This window comes from Polymorphospora sp. A560, assembly GCF_045781765.1.
Lineage (GTDB): Bacteria > Actinomycetota > Actinomycetes > Mycobacteriales > Micromonosporaceae > Polymorphospora > Polymorphospora lycopeni.
In genome coordinates, this window is sequence record NZ_CP122282.1 from 4869308 (window position 1) to 4885252 (window position 15945).

Here is a 15945-nt window from a genome sequence, read left to right on the forward strand (position 1 = left end):
GGCAACTCCCGCGTCGGCGGCCAGTGGTCCCGCCGACCCTACCCCGGGTCGGCTGCCTCAGGCCCGCGAGGTGAAGGCCGCCAGGATGCGGCTGCCGACCGGGTTGCCGGCGTTGTCGAAGCAGATGACGTCGAGTTCGGCGTCGGTGCCGGAGTGCGACCAGGGCTGGGCCAGGTTGCAGTAGTTCGGGCCGGGTCCTTCGGCGACCACCTGCGCGTGGGTCTGTTCGACGCCGAGCTGCGGATAGCGCACGGTGAGGCGGCCGGGCGCGACGGTGCTGATCGTGTTGCCGCCGACGCCGGTGACGCTGTTGTGGTTCGCGTCGTACCGCCAGTGGTGGAAGTAGCCGAACTTCTGCGGCGTGCCGAGCGAGGCGGTCAGGGACCGGCCACGGTGGTAGGAAAGGGTGAAGTCGCTCCAGGTCAACCTGCCCTGGTGGTCGAAACAGCTGACTTCCGCCAGGATGTCGGTTCCCTCGAACATCCAGTTCGTCACCTTGCACCGACGCGGGACCGCCTGGCGTTGCACGGCGGTCACCTGCACGTTCCCGGCGGGGATCGCGGCGGCTCCGACCCGATACAGCCGGACCTGATAGGTGCCGGTCGACGAACGCCCCGCCAGAACCGTGCCCTGGAGCGAGCTGTGCGAGTGCACGACGCGGTTCTCCTGGTCACGGTAGTGCAGGTAGGCGTAAGTGGTGGCGGTGGGCGCGTAGCTGACCCGGTAGGTCCACATGACGGAGAAGGCGGTGTCGGTGAGGACGCCGCCGGGAGCGCGGCACTGCACGAGGACGATCTGGTCCGGCGTCACCTCGTGCCACTGGATGACGGCGCAGTAGTGGCCGGCACTGTTCACCGGGGTCACGTGCGCGATCCCCAGGCTGCTCGACCCGATGCGCGGAAACCTGACCTGGAACACCCCCGCGCTGATCTTGCCGCCCTCGGCCCAGAGATCGGGTGCCGTGGTCTTCCAACTGCCCCACTGGCGGGTGGTGTCCAGCGTGGTCCACGGCGCGACGGTGGGATCGGTGACGAGGGCGAAGCCCCAACTGTTGGCGACGGCGGCCTGTGCCGGGCCGGCAACGCCCGGCACGAGTGCCGCGACCAGCGCTACGACGAGGACGAACGGACGCAACCGCATGACGCCTCCAATCGAGATAGATCGATTGGACGCTAACACCGCGACCAGTGGCGGTCGACACCCGCGATCCTCAGATGGAGAACAGGGCGCCGCCACGCACGGCACGGGGGCGTCGTCCACCGGCGCTACAGTCGGTGATCATGACCGAACCGACCTCCCCCGGCTGGGACGCCATCGACGCCGCTCTCGCCCGCCGCTACCCCGGCGTACGGCCGCTGCACCACGCCTCCGCGCTGCCGTACGCGGCGGGTGGCCGGGACCCGCTCGACGGCATCAGCCTCTACCCGCGCGACGACCACTGGCACCTGGTCAGCTACGGCATGTCCGACCTGCACGAGAAGAGGTCGCCGGACGAGGAGGAGTCCGGGTGGGGCTTCGAGTTCACCATCCGGGTGGCCCGTACCGCCGGTGACGACGAGCCGCCGACCTGGGCGCTGAGCTTCCTGCAGAACCTGGCCCGCAACATGTACGCCCGGGAGGCGGCGTTCGTCCCCGGCAGCCACCTGCAGGTGAACGGGCCGATCTCGACGGCGCGGCCGGACACCGCGATCCGCGCGGTGGCGTTCGCCGAGGACCCCGAACTCGGCACCATCGACACGCCGCACGGAACGGTGCGGTTCCTCCAGGTCGTCGGCCTGACGCCCGAGGAGTACGCGGTCATCGACCGGTGGGACGCACGACGGCTGCTCGACGCGCTGCGCCCGGCGCTGCCGCTGCTGGTCACCGACCTCGACCGGGCCGACCTCACCGCCGACCCCGCCGTCGCCGCCGTCATCGAGGAGGGCGTACGGCGGGACGGCTCCTCCAGGGCGCTCATCCCGGCGAAGAAGGCGAACTGGCGTGTCGAGGACGGCGTCACGACGGTGACCCTCGACGTGGCCGCCGCGGAGCATGCCGGCCGCCTGCTGCCGCTCCGGTTGCCGTACGGCCGCGACCTGACCGTGAACCCCTTCGACAAGGGGGTGAAGTTCGGGCCGGGCGAGGAGTTCACGGCCGCCCCCGGACGCTTCGACCTTCTGGAGATTCGGCTGCCCGCCGAAGCGGCGACCGAGGTCGCCACGGCGCTGCGGTCCGGCGCGGGCACCTACCGGCCGGCCGGAACGACCGGCCTGCAACTCCGCGTCGCCCCGGCCACCCGCCGGTTCACGTTCCCGCCCCCGGCCTGACCGGGCCGCCCGGGAAGGCTGTCGGGGCGGTTCAGCGTACGGCCCGGCGCCACCGGTGGGCGAACCCACCCCGGGATCGCTCTGAAGTGGACACAACCTACACTTCGCCGGTGATCAACAAGAAACGATCAACAATCGTCCTTATCGGACTGTTGGCGGTGACCCTGTTGGGCGGTTCCGCGCCGGCGTTCGCGGAGGAGGAACCACCGGCCGAACCGCCGAAGGTCGAGCTGGTGCTCGACGTCAGCGGATCGATGCGCGCCGCGGACATCGACGGCCGCAGCCGGATCTCCGTGGCCCAGCAGGCGTTCAACGAGGTCGTCGACGCGCTGCCCGACGAGACGCAGCTCGGCATCCGGGTACTCGGCGCCACGTACCCGGGCAACGACAAGGCGAAGGGCTGCCAGGACACCCAGCAGATCGTGCCGGTCGGCCCGGTCGACCGGGCCCAGGCCAAGGCCGCGGTGGCGACGCTGCGACCGACCGGGTTCACCCCGGTCGGGCTGGCCCTGCGCGAGGCCGCCAAGGACCTCGGCACCGGCACGACCGCCCGCCGGATCGTGCTGATCACCGACGGCGAGGACACCTGCGCCCCGCCGGACCCGTGCGAGGTCGCCCGGGAACTGGCCGCCCAGGGGACGAAGCTGGTCGTCGACACGCTCGGCCTGGCCCCGGACGAGAAGGTACGCCGGCAGCTGCTCTGCATCGCCGAGGCGACCGGCGGCACGTACACCGCGGTGCAGCGCGCCGACGAGCTGACCAGCCGGATCAAACAACTCGTCGACCGTGCCAAGGACACCCACACGGCGGCGCCGGCCGTCGTCGCCGGCAAGTCGGCGTGCGACGACGCGCCGCTGCTCGCCCCCGGCGTCTACAGCGACCGGGCGGCGTTCTCGGAGCACCGCTGGTACCGGGTGCCGGTCCTGCCCGACCAGGAACTGCGGGTGTCGGTCAGCATGGCGCTGGACCGGCCGGTCAACCCCGACTACGCGGTGCTGCTGCGGGCCACCGCCACCGACGGGCGGGAACTGGTGCGCGGGGTGGACGCGGGCAGTGGCCGTACCGACGTGGTCTCCGCCGGCCTGCGCTGGTCGGCGGGTGAGGAGCCCACGGACGGGGCGTCCCCGACCCCGGAGGCCGAGAGCACGGTCGCGGCCACCACGGTCTGCCTGGTGGTCAGCAACGCGTTCGCACCACGTCAGGGCACGCAGGCGACGCCGGGTATGCCGGTCGAACTGACCGTCGACGTGGTCGCCTCCTCCCCCGCACCGACCGCACCCGACCTGGGACGCGGCTGGGTGCTGCTGGTGCTGCTGACGCTGGCGGGCCTGCTCACCGGACTGGTCACCGGCCTGCTCACCCGCTGGTGGGTCGCCACCTGGAGGGAGAACCGATGAGCACCCCGACGCTCCGCGCCGCGGCGGCACTGACTGCCGCCGGCCTCGTCCTGCTGGCCGTACCCGTGCCGGCGCAGGCCGCGCCGACGCCGTCGCCCGGCGCCACCCCGGTCACCCGCGCCGGTACGTCGTTCCTGACCGCGACCGGCATCGCCGCCGGGCAGCCGGTCCGGGTGGACGCCGCCACCGGCGACTACCTGTACTGGTCGTTCCCGGCCACCGCCGGCGAACGGCACGAGATCACCGCGACCGTGTCGTTCCCGGAGTCGCGCAGCGGCCCGTCGACCTGGACCGTCGAGGTCTTCGACGGGCTGCGGCGACGGCAGTCCTGCACGGCCGGCGCGCAGACGCCCACCGCCGCCGCGTCCGCCGCCAGCGTGTCGCTCGGCTGCGCGCTGCGTCAGGTACGGTCCTGGGCCGAGCCGTGGTCGGCCGACCCGCTGCCCGGCACGTACTACGTCCGGCTGTCGGTGACCGAGCTGCCGGAGGCCGACCTGGGCCTGCCGGTCGACGTGGAACTGCTGGTCAGCTCCGACGCCAGCGGCTCGCGGGACGACGGCGAGCTGAAGGCCCCGCTGGTGCCGAACACGAAGGCCGGCGCGGTGCTGAACGCCGAACCGGTGGCGCAGCAGGACGAGGAGGACGGCACCGGATACTTCGACTGGCTGCCGGACCTCGGCTCGCGCTGGGTCTGGAGCGCGATCGGCGGCGTGCTGGCCGCCGTCGCGGGCGTGGTCGGCTTCGCCCTGACCCGCCGTCCCCGCCGGCCGTGACCGGCGCCGGTGGCCGCCGTACGGGACGGCGGCCACCGGCCGGTCGCGGGTCAGTCCTTCGAGGTGAAGGTGGACAGGAAGCGCTGGTCGGTCGGCAGGCCCGCGTTGTCGTAGCAGGCCACCCCGACCTCGGCGGTGGGGCCGAAGTGGCTCCACGGCTCGCCGAGATGGCAGTACTCGGACCCGACACCCATGGCCACGACCTGGGCGTGGGTCTGGTTGAGGGCGAGGAGCGGGTAGCGGACCCGGTAGTAGCCGGTCGCGATGGTGTTGATGGTGTTGACGCCCATTCCGCCGCCCGGGTTGTTGTAGTTGGCCTGGCTGACGAACGGGAAGTAGTAGCCGAAGAACCTCGGCGGGGTGAACGAACCGAAGACGGCGCGCTGCCGGTGGTAGGACAGGCTGAAGGCGGTGTCCACCGGCTTCCCGGCCGAGTCGTGGCAGGCGACGTCGGCGGCGATGTCCAGCACGTTGAACGCGTACCAGTCACTGATCTTGCAGCGTCGCGGGGCGCCGCCCTCATCGACGGCGGTCACCTGCACGTTGCCGGCGAGCCCGAGCGCCGAACCGACGCCGGCGAGCTTGACCCGGTATCCCCCGTTCCCCATCGGTCCGATGTCCACCGGCAGACCGGTGGAGTTGTATCCCTGTACGACGGTGGCCGCGGCCGTGCTCCGCAGGTAGGCGTACGTGCCGGTGTTGGGTGGTGCGATCCCGGAGCTGGCGGTCCACAGCACGGCGAAGGGGGTGTCGGCGTGGCCGCCGCCCGGGGCGAAGCACTGCACCTCGACGATCTCGTCGAGGCCGACCTGGAACCATCGCAGCACCGTGCAGTAGTTCCCGTTGGAGTTGATCGGGGTGACGTGCACGACCCCGTCCGAGTTGGAGCCGACCTGCGGGAACCTGACCTGGAACCGGCCGGCGCCGAGCTTGCCGCCCTGGGCCCACCCGGGGAAGCCCGCCTTCCAGGAGCCCCACTGGCGGTTGGTGTCCAGCGTGGTCCAGGCCGGGACGTTCGGGTTGTCGACCAGGGCGAAGCCCCACCGGTCGGCGGTGGCGGCCCGGGCCGGCTCGGCGGTGCCGGGTACGACCGCCGCCAGCGCGGCGACCAGGGCGACGGCGAGGGCGAGTGGACGCAGACGCATTGTCCCTCCTATCGAGCGACATCGATTGGAGTGCCATGCTCGCACCTCGCGGCGCCGGGACGCCCCGAATCCCGCCCCCGGTCAGCATGGTGCCGATTGTGGCTAGTCGCCGCCCGTCCGCCGCACCGCCTTCCGGCGCGGCTGGTCCCGCCCGGACGGCTCCGGCCGCTCGGTCCGGACGGGATCCCCGCGTACCAGCTCGTCGTGGATGCGCCAGCGGGCCACGTCGACGGCCCGCCCCGCCGCCTCGTCGCGCTGCTCCAGACGCTGCCGCAGCAACCGCATGGCGATACCGCGGTTGAGGCCGAACTCCCGCTCGGTGTCGACCACGACGACGATCCCCGACGGCCGGTGGGTCGCCCGTACCGCCGTGCTGGCCTTGTTGCGGTGCTGACCGCCGGGACCGCCGGTGCGGCAGGCGACGACGTCGACGTCCGCCTCGACGAACGTCGTACGTGGCACGTCGACCTCACAGGGCCGCGCGGTGACGTACCAGTTCTTGCGGCCGACGGCCCGGTAGGGGCTGACCGCCTGCCAGCACAGGGTGCCGGTCCACGACGCGGCGAACGCCTCGGCGCCGGCCCCGGAGATCTCGACCAGGACCGACCGGTAGGTGCCGGGCCGCTCACCGGGAACGACCTCGGCCCGTCGCGTGACCAGCCCGTGCCGGACGGCGTCGCCCTCCAGCCGCCGCAGCAGCTCCGCCAGGGCCCAGGCGCACTCGCGCGGGCCGCGTCCGGCCGACATGAGCAGATGGACGCTCACGACCGGCCCCGTCCGCGCCGGTGGTCGCGACGGTCCCGCCGACCGGCGGTGCCGGGCTCGGGCGTCTTGTAGGTGACCAGTGGCACCGTGGTGGCCACCGGCGTGGCCATACCGTGGTCGACGAGGTCGCCGATCACCTGCTCGATGCGCTTGTACGCCGTCGGCGCCTCCTCGAAGAGCAACTGCCGGTCGCCGCAGACCACCAGCGACCCCACCGGCGTACGGCGCAGTTCCTCGACGGTGTGCTTGGCCCGGCCCCGGCGCAGGGCGTCGGCGCGCGACATCTTGCGGCCCGCACCGTGCGCCACCGAATGGTTGGCGTCCGGGCCGGCGTGGGCGGCCACCAGGTAGGAGGGTGTCCCCCGCGTGCCGGCGACGAGCACGTCGCGGCCGTCGCCCGGGGCCGCCCCCTTGCGGTGCAGGTAGCCGCCGTCGCGGACCTCGACCAGGTTGTGGCACTGGTCGACGACCGGCTCGGTCGGTTCGGCGCCCAGGGCGTGGGCGACCCGGGCGGCCAGCAGCCGCCGGTTGAGCGACCCCCACCGTACGGCGGCGTCGTGCATCGCCAGGTAGCCGGCCGGATCGGGGGTCGGGCCGGCGCCGTGGACCTCGGTGTGTGCCCGCAGGATCCGCTCCCCCAGGCCACGGGAACCACTGTGGACGACGAGGACGACGTCGCCCTCGGCGAGCCCGAGCCGGCGCGCGTGCTCCGGCTCGAAGACGGTGCCGACCCGGGCCAGCTCGACGAAGTGGTTGCCCCGGCCGACCGTGCCGAGCCCTTCGACGTGACCCGCGGGCATGTCACCCGCCACGACGGCCCAGGCCGGGTCGTCGGCGTCCCGCTCGGGGTCCAGCGCACGGTCGAGGTCGGGGAAGCGGGCGGCGAGCTTCTCGGGTACGACCCGCTTGAGCCGGAGCGGGAACACGGCGATGCCGCACCCGATGTCGGACCCCACCAGGAACGGGTACAGCACGGTCGACGTCATGGCGGCCCCGATCGGGGCGCCCTTGCCGGGATGCAGGTCCGGCATGCCGGCGACGTGGACCATGCCGTCGAGCGCGGCGACCTGGTGACACTGCGCGACGGCGTCGGACTCGATCCAGCTCGTGGGCGAGGCGAAGACGGTGACGGTGGCCGGGACGGACTCCGGCCGGGGGTGGTGCTGGGACAAGGACGCTCTCTTTTCGGGGAGGCACGGACGGACGGCGGCCCGGCACACGGTGGTGTCGTGGGGCCTCGGAGTGAACGTGGGTGCGGTCCGTCAGAACGTCATGGGCACCACCCTCGCCGAGCCGGTCCGGCCGGGCAACCGGTTTTCGCCGTACGGCGGCGCTCGATGCGGGGACCCGGCAGAGGTCGTCAGACGATGTCGGGTGGCGTCGGTGGGCGGGTGCTGTCGCGGGCGGGTGTGTTCCGCTGGGAATCGATGTCGACGCGGCCGTTCGAATCGCTTTTCCGGAGACCCGTCACACAATTCTTCGACCAGTGTTCGCAATGACTGCTTGATGCATTTCTCACACTCCGTGTTCCGTCTCGATCCGCCTGACTGATTTGTCCGAACAGCCTGCGTGTCAGCTGGCACATACATGGCGTGACCAGCGAAAACCCATGTTTCCGGGGCTCTTCCACGTGGGTAGCAGTGGCCCCGTCGGCACGGTTGCCATCCGGCAACAGCACCACACCGACAGCACGACACCGCAATTCATGGCAGGACATGCGATCGGGAAGAGGTCCGATAGTGATTCAGCAGGGAGCGCGTTTTGCGCTCATTCTCGGGACGGGATATCTCCTCGGCCGGCGCAAGCGACTCGGCGCGGCACTCGTGCTCGGCGCCGCGGCGGCGGCCGGCCGGCTCAGCGCGAACTCCGGCGGCCTGCTCCGGTCGCTCGGCGGTTCCGTCGACGTCGCCAAACTCCTCGACCTGCGCGGGCCGCTGGTGGCCGCCGGCAAGGCGGCGGCGGTCAGTGCGGTGAGCAGCCGGATCGACTCGGTGAGCGACCGGCTGCACGGCCGGGCCGAGGTCCTGCGCGGCGCGGACCGCGTCCTGCGGGACGACCGCGACGAGCCCGACGACGAGCGGGACGACCAGCGCGACGAGGACCTGCGCGCGGACGAGCCCGACGACGAGTCGTACCCGGACGACGAGCCTGACGAGGACGACCGCGACGACGAGCCGGCGCCCCGGTCCGGCAGCGGGTCGCGGGCGGGCCGGCAGGGCGGCGGGCGGGCCCGTCGGCCGGCCGGACCCGACGCCGACGGTGACGGTGAGGACGACGGGGAGGACGACGGCGGGGAGGACGACGCTCCCCGGACCCGGCAGGCCCCACGGTCCTCCCGGTCGAAGACCACCGACGCGCCGGTACGCCGGCGAGGAAGGTGAGCACGATGACCACCCGGAACCCGGGCCTCGGCCAGGGCATCGGCGAAAAGATCTCCGGACGCCTCGCCGACGAGGTGCAGAACCTGGTCAGCGCCGCCGTCGAGCGGCTGGTGTCGGCGGCCGCCGACCGCATGGGCGCGGCCACCGAACGGCTCGTCGACTACGCGGCCAACGGCGGCGGCCCGGGCGTGGTGGCGGCGGCCACCGGCGCGCGGAAGCTGGCCGACGGATCGTCCCCGTTGAAGGCCGGGCTCAGCGCCGGCCTGGCCGGCGCCAAGGAGAAGCTCAAGGAAGCCGTGGGCAAGGCCGGCGCCGGCAAGGGCAAGATCAAGGTGACCAACATCGTCGAGTCGATCGACGTCGGCGTGCCGGTCCGGGTCGCGTACGACCAGTGGACCCGCTACGAGGACTTCTCCAGCTTCATGAAGAAGGTCGAGAACGTCGACCGGGCCAGCGACGAGAAGACCACGTGGAAGGCGCAGGTCTTCTGGTCGCACCGCACCTGGGAGGCCACCGTGGTCGAACAGGTGCCCGACGAGCGCATCGTGTGGCGGTCCACGGGCAAGAAGGGGCACGTCGACGGCGCCGTCAGCTTCCACGAGCTGGCCCCTGACCTGACCCGCATCCTGGTCGTACTCGAATACCACCCGCAGGGCCTGTTCGAGCGCACCGGCAACCTGTGGCGCGCCCAGGGCCGCCGCGCCCGGCTCGAACTGAAGCACTTCGTCCGGCACGTGATGACGCGCACCGTGCTCGACCCCGACGGGGTCGACGGGTGGCGGGGCGAGATCCGCGACGGTCAGGTGGTCCGCGACCACCAGACGGCGCTCGCCGACGAACGGGCCGACGACGAGCACGACGGGCGGGCCGACAAACGCGCCGAGCAGGCCGCCGACGAGCACGACGACCCCGGGGACGAGCCGGACGACCGGGACGACGACCGGGAACCCGACGCCGAGCCGGCACGCGGCCGGTCGCGCGCGGGTGCCGCGACACGCAAGGACCGGGACGACGACACCGGGCGGTCCCGACCGCCCCGGCAGCGCGGCAACCGTGACCGCGCCTGGAGGTGACCGGCGATGACCATGGCCGTACAGGAATCCGGCGGCGGCGGAGTCCAGCGCGGATCCGCCTCGGACCTCGCCGAGGTGGTCGGCACGATCCTGGACAAGGGCGTGGTGATCGACGCACACGTGTCGGTCGGCATCGTCGGGATCAAGCTACTGACCATCGACGCGCGGATCGTGGTCGCCAGCGTCGACACGTACCTCCGCTTCGCGGAGGCGACCAACCGGCTCACCCTCGACGGCTCGCAGGCCGGTCGGGGCCTGCCGGAGGTCGTCCAGGGCCCGAAGGGCAACTTCCTGGACAAGGCCGGCGACGCCCTCGGCGAACTGGTCGGCGGCGGCCGCGACGACAACGACCGCGAGCGCGCTCCGCGCCGCCAGCGACGGGAGGACCGGTGACCATGTCCGTCGACACCCGCGAGGCGGGTCCCGACACGAACGGCTTCTTCATCTACGGCCTGGTGCCCGCCGACGTGGAGCCGACCGGTGACGCCCGGGGCGTGGGCGATCCGGCGGCACCGGTCTCCGTCGTCGTGCACGGCGACGTCGCCGCCCTGGTCAGCGACGTTCCGCTGGACCGGCCGCTGGGTCGTCCCGACGACCTGCGGGCGTACCAGACCCTGCTGGACGGGGTGACGCTGGCCGCGCCGGTGCTGCCCGTACGGTTCGGGACGGTGGCCCGCGACGAGGAAGCCGTAACCGACCTTCTCGCCGACCGGCACGACGACTACCGGCGGGCGCTCGACCGGCTGGAGGGCGTGGCCCAGTACGTCGTCCGGCTGCGGTACGTGGAGCGGGCCGTACTGTCCGAGGTCCTCGCCGGCAACGCGGAGGCGGCGGACCTGCGCGACCGGCTCCAGGGGCAGCCCGCCGAGGCGCTGCGCGACGTCCGGATCCGGCTCGGCGAGGTCATCAACGCCGAGGTCGAGGCCCGGCGGGCCGCCGACACCGAGCAGTTGCTGGCGGAGTTGTCGCCGGTGGCGGTCACCGCCGGCACCCGGCCGCCGACGTCGGAGTTCGACGCCGCGCACCTGGTCTTCCTGGTGGAGACCGAGCGGCAGGCCGAGTTCGAGGACGGGGTGGAGCGGATCGCCGCCGAGCAGGAACAGCGGGCCACGGTCCGGCTGATCGGCCCGCAGGCGCCGTACGACTTCGTCGACCGGTTGCTGGACCGGGGGTGAGCCGGTGTTGGGCCCCATCCTGAGCCTGCCCCTGGCCCCCGTGCACGGTCTCGTCGGACTGGCCAGGGTGCTGCGGGACCAGGCCGAGCAGGAGCTGTACGACCCGGCCACCGTCCAGCGGCAACTCGAGGAACTGTCGGCGGCGGCCGCCGCCGGCGAACTTTCCGACGAGGAACTGGCCACGGCCGAACAGCAGATCATCGACCGGCTGGTCGGCTGACCAACCGGCAACAACGGAGGTAACCATGCCCACCTCGAAAGCGGACCGGTCGGCGACCCGGCGGTCGCGCGGCGAACGCTATCGGGACGAGGCCGACGACGACCGGCTGCGGCACGAGCAGGACGGGGACGGGCCGGCGTACGACGATGACGACGCCGACCCGGACGACACCGATCTCGACGACACCGACCGCGACGACACCGGCCGGCGGGAGTCCCGGTCGGGGCTGCCGGCCAGCCGGGCCGCCCGCGCCGGCCTGGAGTACGTCGCCGAACTGACCGGCAAGGCGCCGATCGGGATCACGTCGCTGGAACGCGGCGAGTCCGGCTGGACGGTCGGCGTCGAGGTGGTCGAGGACCGCCGGGTCCCGTCGTCCGGCGACATCCTCGCGGTGTACGTGGCGGATCTGGACGACGACGGCGAACTGCTCGGCTACCGGCGGGTCCGCCGTTACGCCCGGGGGCGCGGCGATACCGGCGGGGACCGGTGAGCGGACGATGAGCACCCTGCAACCCCGAGGGCAGGATCCGACCAACCTCGCCGACATCCTCGAACGGGTGCTCGACCGTGGTGTGGTGATCGCCGGCGACATCCGGATCAACCTGCTCGACATCGAACTGCTCACCATCAAGCTGCGCCTCGTGGTGGCCTCGGTGGACACCGCCCGGGAGATGGGCATCGACTGGTGGGAACGCGATCCGTTCCTGTCCAGCCGCCCGCGCGGGCCGGAGGTCGGGGCCGCGCCGACCGGGAACGAGATCGAGTCCGACGGTGACCGGCGGGCGGTGGAGGCGGAACCGGTACGCGACGAGGGGCGCCTGGACGCCCGGCGGGAGGAGACCCGATGAGCGAACACGGAACCTGGGTGCACGCGGTCAGCCGGGGCCTGTCCGCCGACCGGCTGGCCGGCATCACCGGGGTCGGTGGGGCGCCGGTACGCGCCGTCGCGACGGCCGGTCTGGTCGCCGTGGTCGCCACCGTGGACCTGGCCGAGTACGGCGAGGAGGCGTTGCGGCGCAACCTCGAGAACCTGGACTGGCTCACCAGCGTCGCCCGCACGCACCACGAGGTCGCCGACGCGGTGGCCCGCCTCGGTCCGGTCGTACCGGCCCGGCTGGCCACCGTCCAGCTCGACGACGCGCGGGTGGCGGCCATGCTGACCGAGCACCACGACGACCTGACCGCCGCCCTCGACCGGGTCGAGGGCCGCATCGAGTGGGGCGTCAAGGCGTACGCCGTGCCGGCTCCGACGGCTCCGGCCGAGCCGGCGGGCGCCGGCGGCGGCGCCGGACGGGCGTACCTGATGCGCAAGCGGGCGCGGATGACGGCGACCGAGACCGCCGAGCGGACGGCCGCGGCCGACGCCGACCGGCTGCACGCCGCGCTCGCCGGGCGGTCCATCGAGGCCGGTCACCACCCGCCGCAGGACGGCCGGCTCAGCGGCCGTCCGGAGTGGATGGTGCTGAACGGCGCCTACCTGGTCGACGCGGACCGGGCGGGCGACTTCGCCGACCTGGTCCGGGAGCTGGCCCCGCGGCATCCCGGGGTCACGGTCGAGCTGACCGGTCCCTGGCCGCCGTACTCGTTCACCGCGACCGACGAGCGGGAGGCGGCGACCCGATGACCGAGATGGTGCCCGGTGGCCCCGGTGGGGCCGCCGACTACCGACCCATCGCGCTGGTGGACCTGCTCGACCGGGTGCTCGGCAAGGGCGTCGTGGTCAGCGGTGAGCTGGCGTTGTCCATCGCCGATGTCGACCTGGTGCACGTGTCGCTGCGGGCGTTGCTCGCGTCGGTACGGGCCAGCGCCGGTGCCGCCGAGGCAACGTCCGGGGCGGCGTCCGGCGGGGACGGCGCCGGGGCGGTCGTCGACGGCGAGGTGGCGGACCCCGTGGACCACGCCACCCGCCCCGACGGGGGGCCGGCATGGTAGACCCGCACCTGGGGGCCGACAGGGTGGACACGCCCCACCCGGGGGCCGACAGGGTAGACACGCCCCACCCGGGGGCCGACAGGGTAGACACGCCCCACCCGGGGGCCGACAGGGTAGACACGCCCCACCCGGGGGCCGACAGGGTAGACACGCCCCACCCGGGGGCCGACAGGGTAGACACGCCCCACCCGGGGGCCGACAGGGTAGAAGAGCCGGACGTTCCGACGGTTCGGCCGCTCGGGCCACGGGTGGACGTCGACCGGGACGGGATCGAGCGTGGCCTCGGCGGCCTGGTGCTGACCATCATCGAGCTGCTGCGGCAGCTCATGGAGCGTCAGGCCCTGCGCCGGATCGACCAGGGCGACCTCACCGAGGAGCAGGTCGAGCGGGTCGGCGCGACGCTGATGGCGCTGGAGGAACAGATGACCGAGCTGCGGGAGCACTTCGGGCTGTCCCCCGAGGACCTCAACCTGGACCTCGGCCCGCTCGGGCCGCTGCTCCCCCGCCAGTGACGGCCGGGCTGCCGCCCGGCTAGGCGTCGTGCCGTACGCCGTACCGCAGGTGGACGACACCGTTGCCGAAGCGGCGCTCGTCGAGCAGTTCGAGGTCGACGCGCACCGGGGGAAAGACCGGATTGCCGCCACCGACGATGACCGGCGCGACGTAGAGCTGGAACTCGTCGACCAGTCCGGCGCGAACCGCCTGCGCCGCGAGGTTGGGCCCGTCGACGGTGATGTCGAGATCGGACTCCGCTTTCAGGGCGCGCACCGCGTCCGGGTCGAACGTCCGCTCGATCCGCGTCCGCGTGCTGGCGACCTCGTTCAGCGTCGTGGAGTAGACGACCTTGTCGGCGGCCTGCCAGGCCCGGGCGTACTCCAGGATGAACGGGGGCGGATCGGCCAGGGTGTGCGCGGTCTCCCAGTAGACCATCGTCTCGTACATCCGGCGGCCGTAGAGGTACGTTCCGAACGAGCGCGACAACTCGTTGACGAACTCGTGCAACTCCTGCTCGGGGAAGCCCCAGTCGAACTTGCCGTCCGGGTCACTCACGTAGCCGTCGAGGGACGTGATCATCGAGTAGATCAGCTTGCCCATGCCGGTTCTCCTTCCGTCGGGGCTCACCTGCCATGCAAGCAGACCGGCCGGTCGGGGGACATCGGTGTGCCGGGATCAGGTGGGGTGACCGCGAGCCGGGCGTCGGTGACGTTGTCGAACCGGGTGTCACCGCCCCGGATGAGTATGAAATGGCTGGCGATGGCGGCCTGGTAGACCCGCAACGGTCCCGCTGGTTCAAGGTCGTCCGGGCCCATCCGGTGACCGGTTGGCAGCCGGGTGTTGAGTACGGCGAGGGCCGCGGCACGGGCATCGTCGGGGACCGGTTCGGCGGTCGCCTCCAGGTAGATCGCCTCCGCTCCGCCGATGGGCGCGTGCGTGTCGAAGACGGTGATCGCCACTTCGGGACGCGCGGCGATGTTGCGGGAGTGCCGGCTGTCGGGTGCGGACACCCACAGGATCCGGTGCTCGCCGTCGGCCGCGTAGAACACCGGGGTGGCCCACGGGCGGCCCTCGCTGTCCGCGGTACCGAGGACGAGGTAGTGGTGCTGCGCGAGCAGGCGCGGCACGGTGGCCCACATCGACGCTCCCCCCACCCGTCGGCTGTTCAGGTCGACCGGTTCGCCTGCCATCACGCCTCCCGTTCGTGCTGTCAGGGTCATCCTGGTCGGCCGGAGGCGGCGCGATCAACAGCGAGAATTTGCATGATTGTTCAGCCGGGCTGAACAATCAGGAGATGGAACGGCAGGACATCGAGGTGTTCCTCGCGCTGGCCCAGGAACTGCATTTCGCTCGCACCGCCCAGCGTCTGCGCGTGGCCCCGGCCTCGATCAGCCAAACGATCAAGAAGATCGAGCGCCGGTTCGGGGCGCCGCTGTTCACCCGAACCACCCGCCGGGTGGACCTCACCCCCCTCGGCCGACAGCTCCTCGACGAACTCGGCCCGGCCTACGCCCAGGTCCAGGCGGCGATCGCGCGGGCGATCGCCGCCGGCCACGGCACCACCGGCGAACTCCACCTCGGCTACATGTCCGCCGCCGTCGCGCGCCACGTCCTGACCCTGGTCGACACCTTCCACACCCGCACGCCCGACTGCCGGGTCACCATCCGCGAGACCGTCCTGGCCGACCTGTGCGGGCCGCTGCGCCACGCCGAAGTCGACCTGTCGGTCCTGCCGCTGCCGGTCACCGAACCGGACCTCACCGTCGGGCCGGTGCTGCTCTCCGAAGCGGCACTGCTCGCCGTCCCCACCGACCACCACCTGGCCCGGCGCGCCCACGTCACACCCGCCGATCTGACCGGACAGAACTTCCTCTTCGCACACGGCCTTCCCGACTACTGGATCGCGCACCATCTCCCCATCGCCTGGCCGACGGCCAGAATCACGTTCCTGCCCGGCTTCCAGGAAATGCTCGCCTACGTCACCTCCGGCCACGGCGTCGCCGTCGTCGGCGCCCAGACCGGGCAGCTCTATCCACGCCCCGGTCTCACCTGCGTACCCATCGCCGGACGCCCCACCTTCGACTACGCGCTGGTCTGGCGCACCGACGACCTCGGCCCCCTCGCGTCGGCCTTCCTCCACCACGCCGCCGGGCCGGCCGTCCACCCACCCACCGCCACCAGTGCCGATCCCGCCGGCGCCGACCCGGCCCCGGCCGGCAGCCCCTGCCCAGCCATGCCGACCGACCCTGGTGATGAGTTGTCGCGCCCGCACCCGTCATACGT

General features: G+C 72.6%; 18 protein-coding genes and 2 pseudogenes. 14 read left to right on the forward strand and 6 right to left on the reverse strand.

The window, feature by feature from the left end:
• Nucleotides 1–57: 57 nt before the first annotated feature.
• The gene (locus QCD66_RS21655) at nucleotides 58–1140 is read right to left on the reverse strand and encodes a hypothetical protein (RefSeq protein ID WP_375734918.1); all 1083 of its coding nucleotides are present in this window, start codon (nucleotides 1138–1140) and stop codon (nucleotides 58–60) included.
• A 140-nt stretch (nucleotides 1141–1280) separates the two neighbouring features.
• Here QCD66_RS21655 and QCD66_RS21660 point away from each other — a divergent pair, with 140 nt between their 5' ends.
• The 3 genes from QCD66_RS21660 (at nucleotide 1281) to QCD66_RS21670 (ending at nucleotide 4476) form a co-directional block, all read left to right on the forward strand.
• Nucleotides 1281–2306 carry a suppressor of fused domain protein gene (locus QCD66_RS21660; RefSeq protein ID WP_375734919.1) on the forward strand — a complete coding sequence of 342 codons (1026 nt, stop codon included), beginning with the start codon at nucleotides 1281–1283 and terminating at the stop codon, nucleotides 2304–2306.
• Between the two features lie 110 nt (nucleotides 2307–2416).
• The gene (locus tag QCD66_RS21665; protein ID WP_375734920.1) at nucleotides 2417–3703 is read left to right on the forward strand and encodes a VWA domain-containing protein; all 1287 of its coding nucleotides are present in this window, start codon (nucleotides 2417–2419) and stop codon (nucleotides 3701–3703) included.
• The gene (locus QCD66_RS21670; RefSeq protein ID WP_375734921.1) at nucleotides 3700–4476 is read left to right on the forward strand and encodes a peptidase; all 777 of its coding nucleotides are present in this window, start codon (nucleotides 3700–3702) and stop codon (nucleotides 4474–4476) included. The genes QCD66_RS21665 and QCD66_RS21670 overlap by 4 nt, the downstream gene beginning before the upstream one ends.
• A 50-nt stretch (nucleotides 4477–4526) precedes the next feature.
• Here the strand turns inward: QCD66_RS21670 and QCD66_RS21675 are convergent, their stop codons facing one another.
• From QCD66_RS21675 to QCD66_RS21685, 3 genes are all read right to left on the reverse strand, one after another.
• Nucleotides 4527–5621 (reverse strand): hypothetical protein, encoded by a 1095-nt coding sequence (locus QCD66_RS21675; protein ID WP_375734922.1) that lies wholly within the window; start codon nucleotides 5619–5621, stop codon nucleotides 4527–4529.
• A 102-nt stretch (nucleotides 5622–5723) separates the two neighbouring features.
• Entirely contained in the window at nucleotides 5724–6386 is a 663-nt protein-coding gene (gene prfH, locus QCD66_RS21680) for a peptide chain release factor H (protein ID WP_375734923.1), read from the reverse strand.
• Nucleotides 6383–7558 (reverse strand): RNA ligase RtcB family protein, encoded by a 1176-nt coding sequence (locus QCD66_RS21685; protein WP_375734924.1) that lies wholly within the window; start codon nucleotides 7556–7558, stop codon nucleotides 6383–6385. The genes prfH and QCD66_RS21685 overlap by 4 nt, the downstream gene beginning before the upstream one ends.
• 567 nt (nucleotides 7559–8125) lie before the next feature.
• Between QCD66_RS21685 and QCD66_RS21690 the strand changes: the two genes are divergently transcribed.
• From QCD66_RS21690 to QCD66_RS21735, 10 genes and pseudogenes are all read left to right on the forward strand, one after another.
• Complete coding sequence (locus tag QCD66_RS21690) at nucleotides 8126–8767, forward strand: hypothetical protein (RefSeq protein ID WP_364207193.1); 642 nt, start codon at nucleotides 8126–8128, stop codon at nucleotides 8765–8767.
• A gap of 5 nt (nucleotides 8768–8772) precedes the next feature.
• A complete protein-coding gene (locus QCD66_RS21695; RefSeq protein WP_375734925.1) occupies nucleotides 8773–9840 on the forward strand; it encodes an SRPBCC family protein in 1068 nt (355 codons plus the stop codon).
• A gap of 12 nt (nucleotides 9841–9852) precedes the next feature.
• Nucleotides 9853–10053: pseudogene (gene gvpJ / locus QCD66_RS21700) on the forward strand (gas vesicle protein GvpJ); the annotation flags it as partial.
• A gap of 182 nt (nucleotides 10054–10235) precedes the next feature.
• Nucleotides 10236–11015: a GvpL/GvpF family gas vesicle protein gene (locus QCD66_RS21705; protein ID WP_375734939.1), complete on the forward strand. Its 780-nt coding sequence runs from the start codon at nucleotides 10236–10238 to the stop codon at nucleotides 11013–11015.
• A 4-nt stretch (nucleotides 11016–11019) separates the two neighbouring features.
• Nucleotides 11020–11235 carry a gas vesicle protein GvpG gene (locus tag QCD66_RS21710; RefSeq protein ID WP_364207197.1) on the forward strand — a complete coding sequence of 72 codons (216 nt, stop codon included), beginning with the start codon at nucleotides 11020–11022 and terminating at the stop codon, nucleotides 11233–11235.
• 25 nt (nucleotides 11236–11260) lie between these two features.
• A complete protein-coding gene (gvpO, locus tag QCD66_RS21715; protein WP_364207199.1) occupies nucleotides 11261–11725 on the forward strand; it encodes a gas vesicle protein GvpO in 465 nt (154 codons plus the stop codon).
• 7 nt (nucleotides 11726–11732) lie between these two features.
• Nucleotides 11733–12083, forward strand: a complete 351-nt coding sequence (locus QCD66_RS21720) for a gas vesicle protein (protein ID WP_357537000.1) — start codon at nucleotides 11733–11735, stop codon at nucleotides 12081–12083.
• A complete protein-coding gene (locus QCD66_RS21725; RefSeq protein ID WP_375734926.1) occupies nucleotides 12080–12859 on the forward strand; it encodes a GvpL/GvpF family gas vesicle protein in 780 nt (259 codons plus the stop codon). The genes QCD66_RS21720 and QCD66_RS21725 overlap by 4 nt, the downstream gene beginning before the upstream one ends.
• On the forward strand, nucleotides 12856–13167 hold the full coding sequence (locus QCD66_RS21730; protein WP_375734927.1) for a gas vesicle protein: 312 nt from the start codon (nucleotides 12856–12858) through the stop codon (nucleotides 13165–13167). The genes QCD66_RS21725 and QCD66_RS21730 overlap by 4 nt, the downstream gene beginning before the upstream one ends.
• A gap of 248 nt (nucleotides 13168–13415) precedes the next feature.
• Nucleotides 13416–13679: a gas vesicle protein K gene (locus tag QCD66_RS21735; protein ID WP_375734928.1), complete on the forward strand. Its 264-nt coding sequence runs from the start codon at nucleotides 13416–13418 to the stop codon at nucleotides 13677–13679.
• A gap of 19 nt (nucleotides 13680–13698) precedes the next feature.
• Here the strand turns inward: QCD66_RS21735 and QCD66_RS21740 are convergent, their stop codons facing one another.
• Both QCD66_RS21740 and QCD66_RS21745 read right to left on the reverse strand, forming a co-directional pair.
• Nucleotides 13699–14262 carry a dihydrofolate reductase family protein gene (locus QCD66_RS21740; protein WP_375734929.1) on the reverse strand — a complete coding sequence of 188 codons (564 nt, stop codon included), beginning with the start codon at nucleotides 14260–14262 and terminating at the stop codon, nucleotides 13699–13701.
• 23 nt (nucleotides 14263–14285) lie between these two features.
• Nucleotides 14286–14852, reverse strand: coding sequence for a pyridoxamine 5'-phosphate oxidase family protein (locus QCD66_RS21745; RefSeq protein ID WP_375734930.1), 567 nt, complete (start codon nucleotides 14850–14852; stop codon nucleotides 14286–14288).
• Between the two features lie 104 nt (nucleotides 14853–14956).
• On the opposite strand from QCD66_RS21745, the pseudogene QCD66_RS21750 reads away from it, so the two are divergent.
• A pseudogene (locus QCD66_RS21750) lies at nucleotides 14957–15796 on the forward strand (LysR family transcriptional regulator); the annotation flags it as partial.
• Nucleotides 15797–15945 lie beyond the last annotated feature (149 nt).

Bases quoted from the DNA above. Each gene is read 5' to 3' on its own strand.
- QCD66_RS21655 (WP_375734918.1), bottom strand. From the start codon at position 1,140: ATGCGGTTGCGTCCGTTCGTCCTCGTCGTAGCGCTGGTCGCGGCACTC.
- QCD66_RS21660 (WP_375734919.1), top strand. From the start codon at position 1,281: ATGACCGAACCGACCTCCCCCGGCTGGGACGCCATCGACGCCGCTCTC.
- QCD66_RS21670 (WP_375734921.1), top strand. From the start codon at position 3,700: ATGAGCACCCCGACGCTCCGCGCCGCGGCGGCACTGACTGCCGCCGGC.
- QCD66_RS21675 (WP_375734922.1), bottom strand. From the start codon at position 5,621: ATGCGTCTGCGTCCACTCGCCCTCGCCGTCGCCCTGGTCGCCGCGCTG.
- QCD66_RS21695 (WP_375734925.1), top strand. From the start codon at position 8,773: ATGACCACCCGGAACCCGGGCCTCGGCCAGGGCATCGGCGAAAAGATC.
- QCD66_RS21705 (WP_375734939.1), top strand. From the start codon at position 10,236: ATGTCCGTCGACACCCGCGAGGCGGGTCCCGACACGAACGGCTTCTTC.
- gvpO (WP_364207199.1), top strand. From the start codon at position 11,261: ATGCCCACCTCGAAAGCGGACCGGTCGGCGACCCGGCGGTCGCGCGGC.
- QCD66_RS21720 (WP_357537000.1), top strand. From the start codon at position 11,733: ATGAGCACCCTGCAACCCCGAGGGCAGGATCCGACCAACCTCGCCGAC.
- QCD66_RS21725 (WP_375734926.1), top strand. From the start codon at position 12,080: ATGAGCGAACACGGAACCTGGGTGCACGCGGTCAGCCGGGGCCTGTCC.
- QCD66_RS21730 (WP_375734927.1), top strand. From the start codon at position 12,856: ATGACCGAGATGGTGCCCGGTGGCCCCGGTGGGGCCGCCGACTACCGA.
- QCD66_RS21740 (WP_375734929.1), bottom strand. From the start codon at position 14,262: ATGGGCAAGCTGATCTACTCGATGATCACGTCCCTCGACGGCTACGTG.
- QCD66_RS21745 (WP_375734930.1), bottom strand. From the start codon at position 14,852: ATGGCAGGCGAACCGGTCGACCTGAACAGCCGACGGGTGGGGGGAGCG.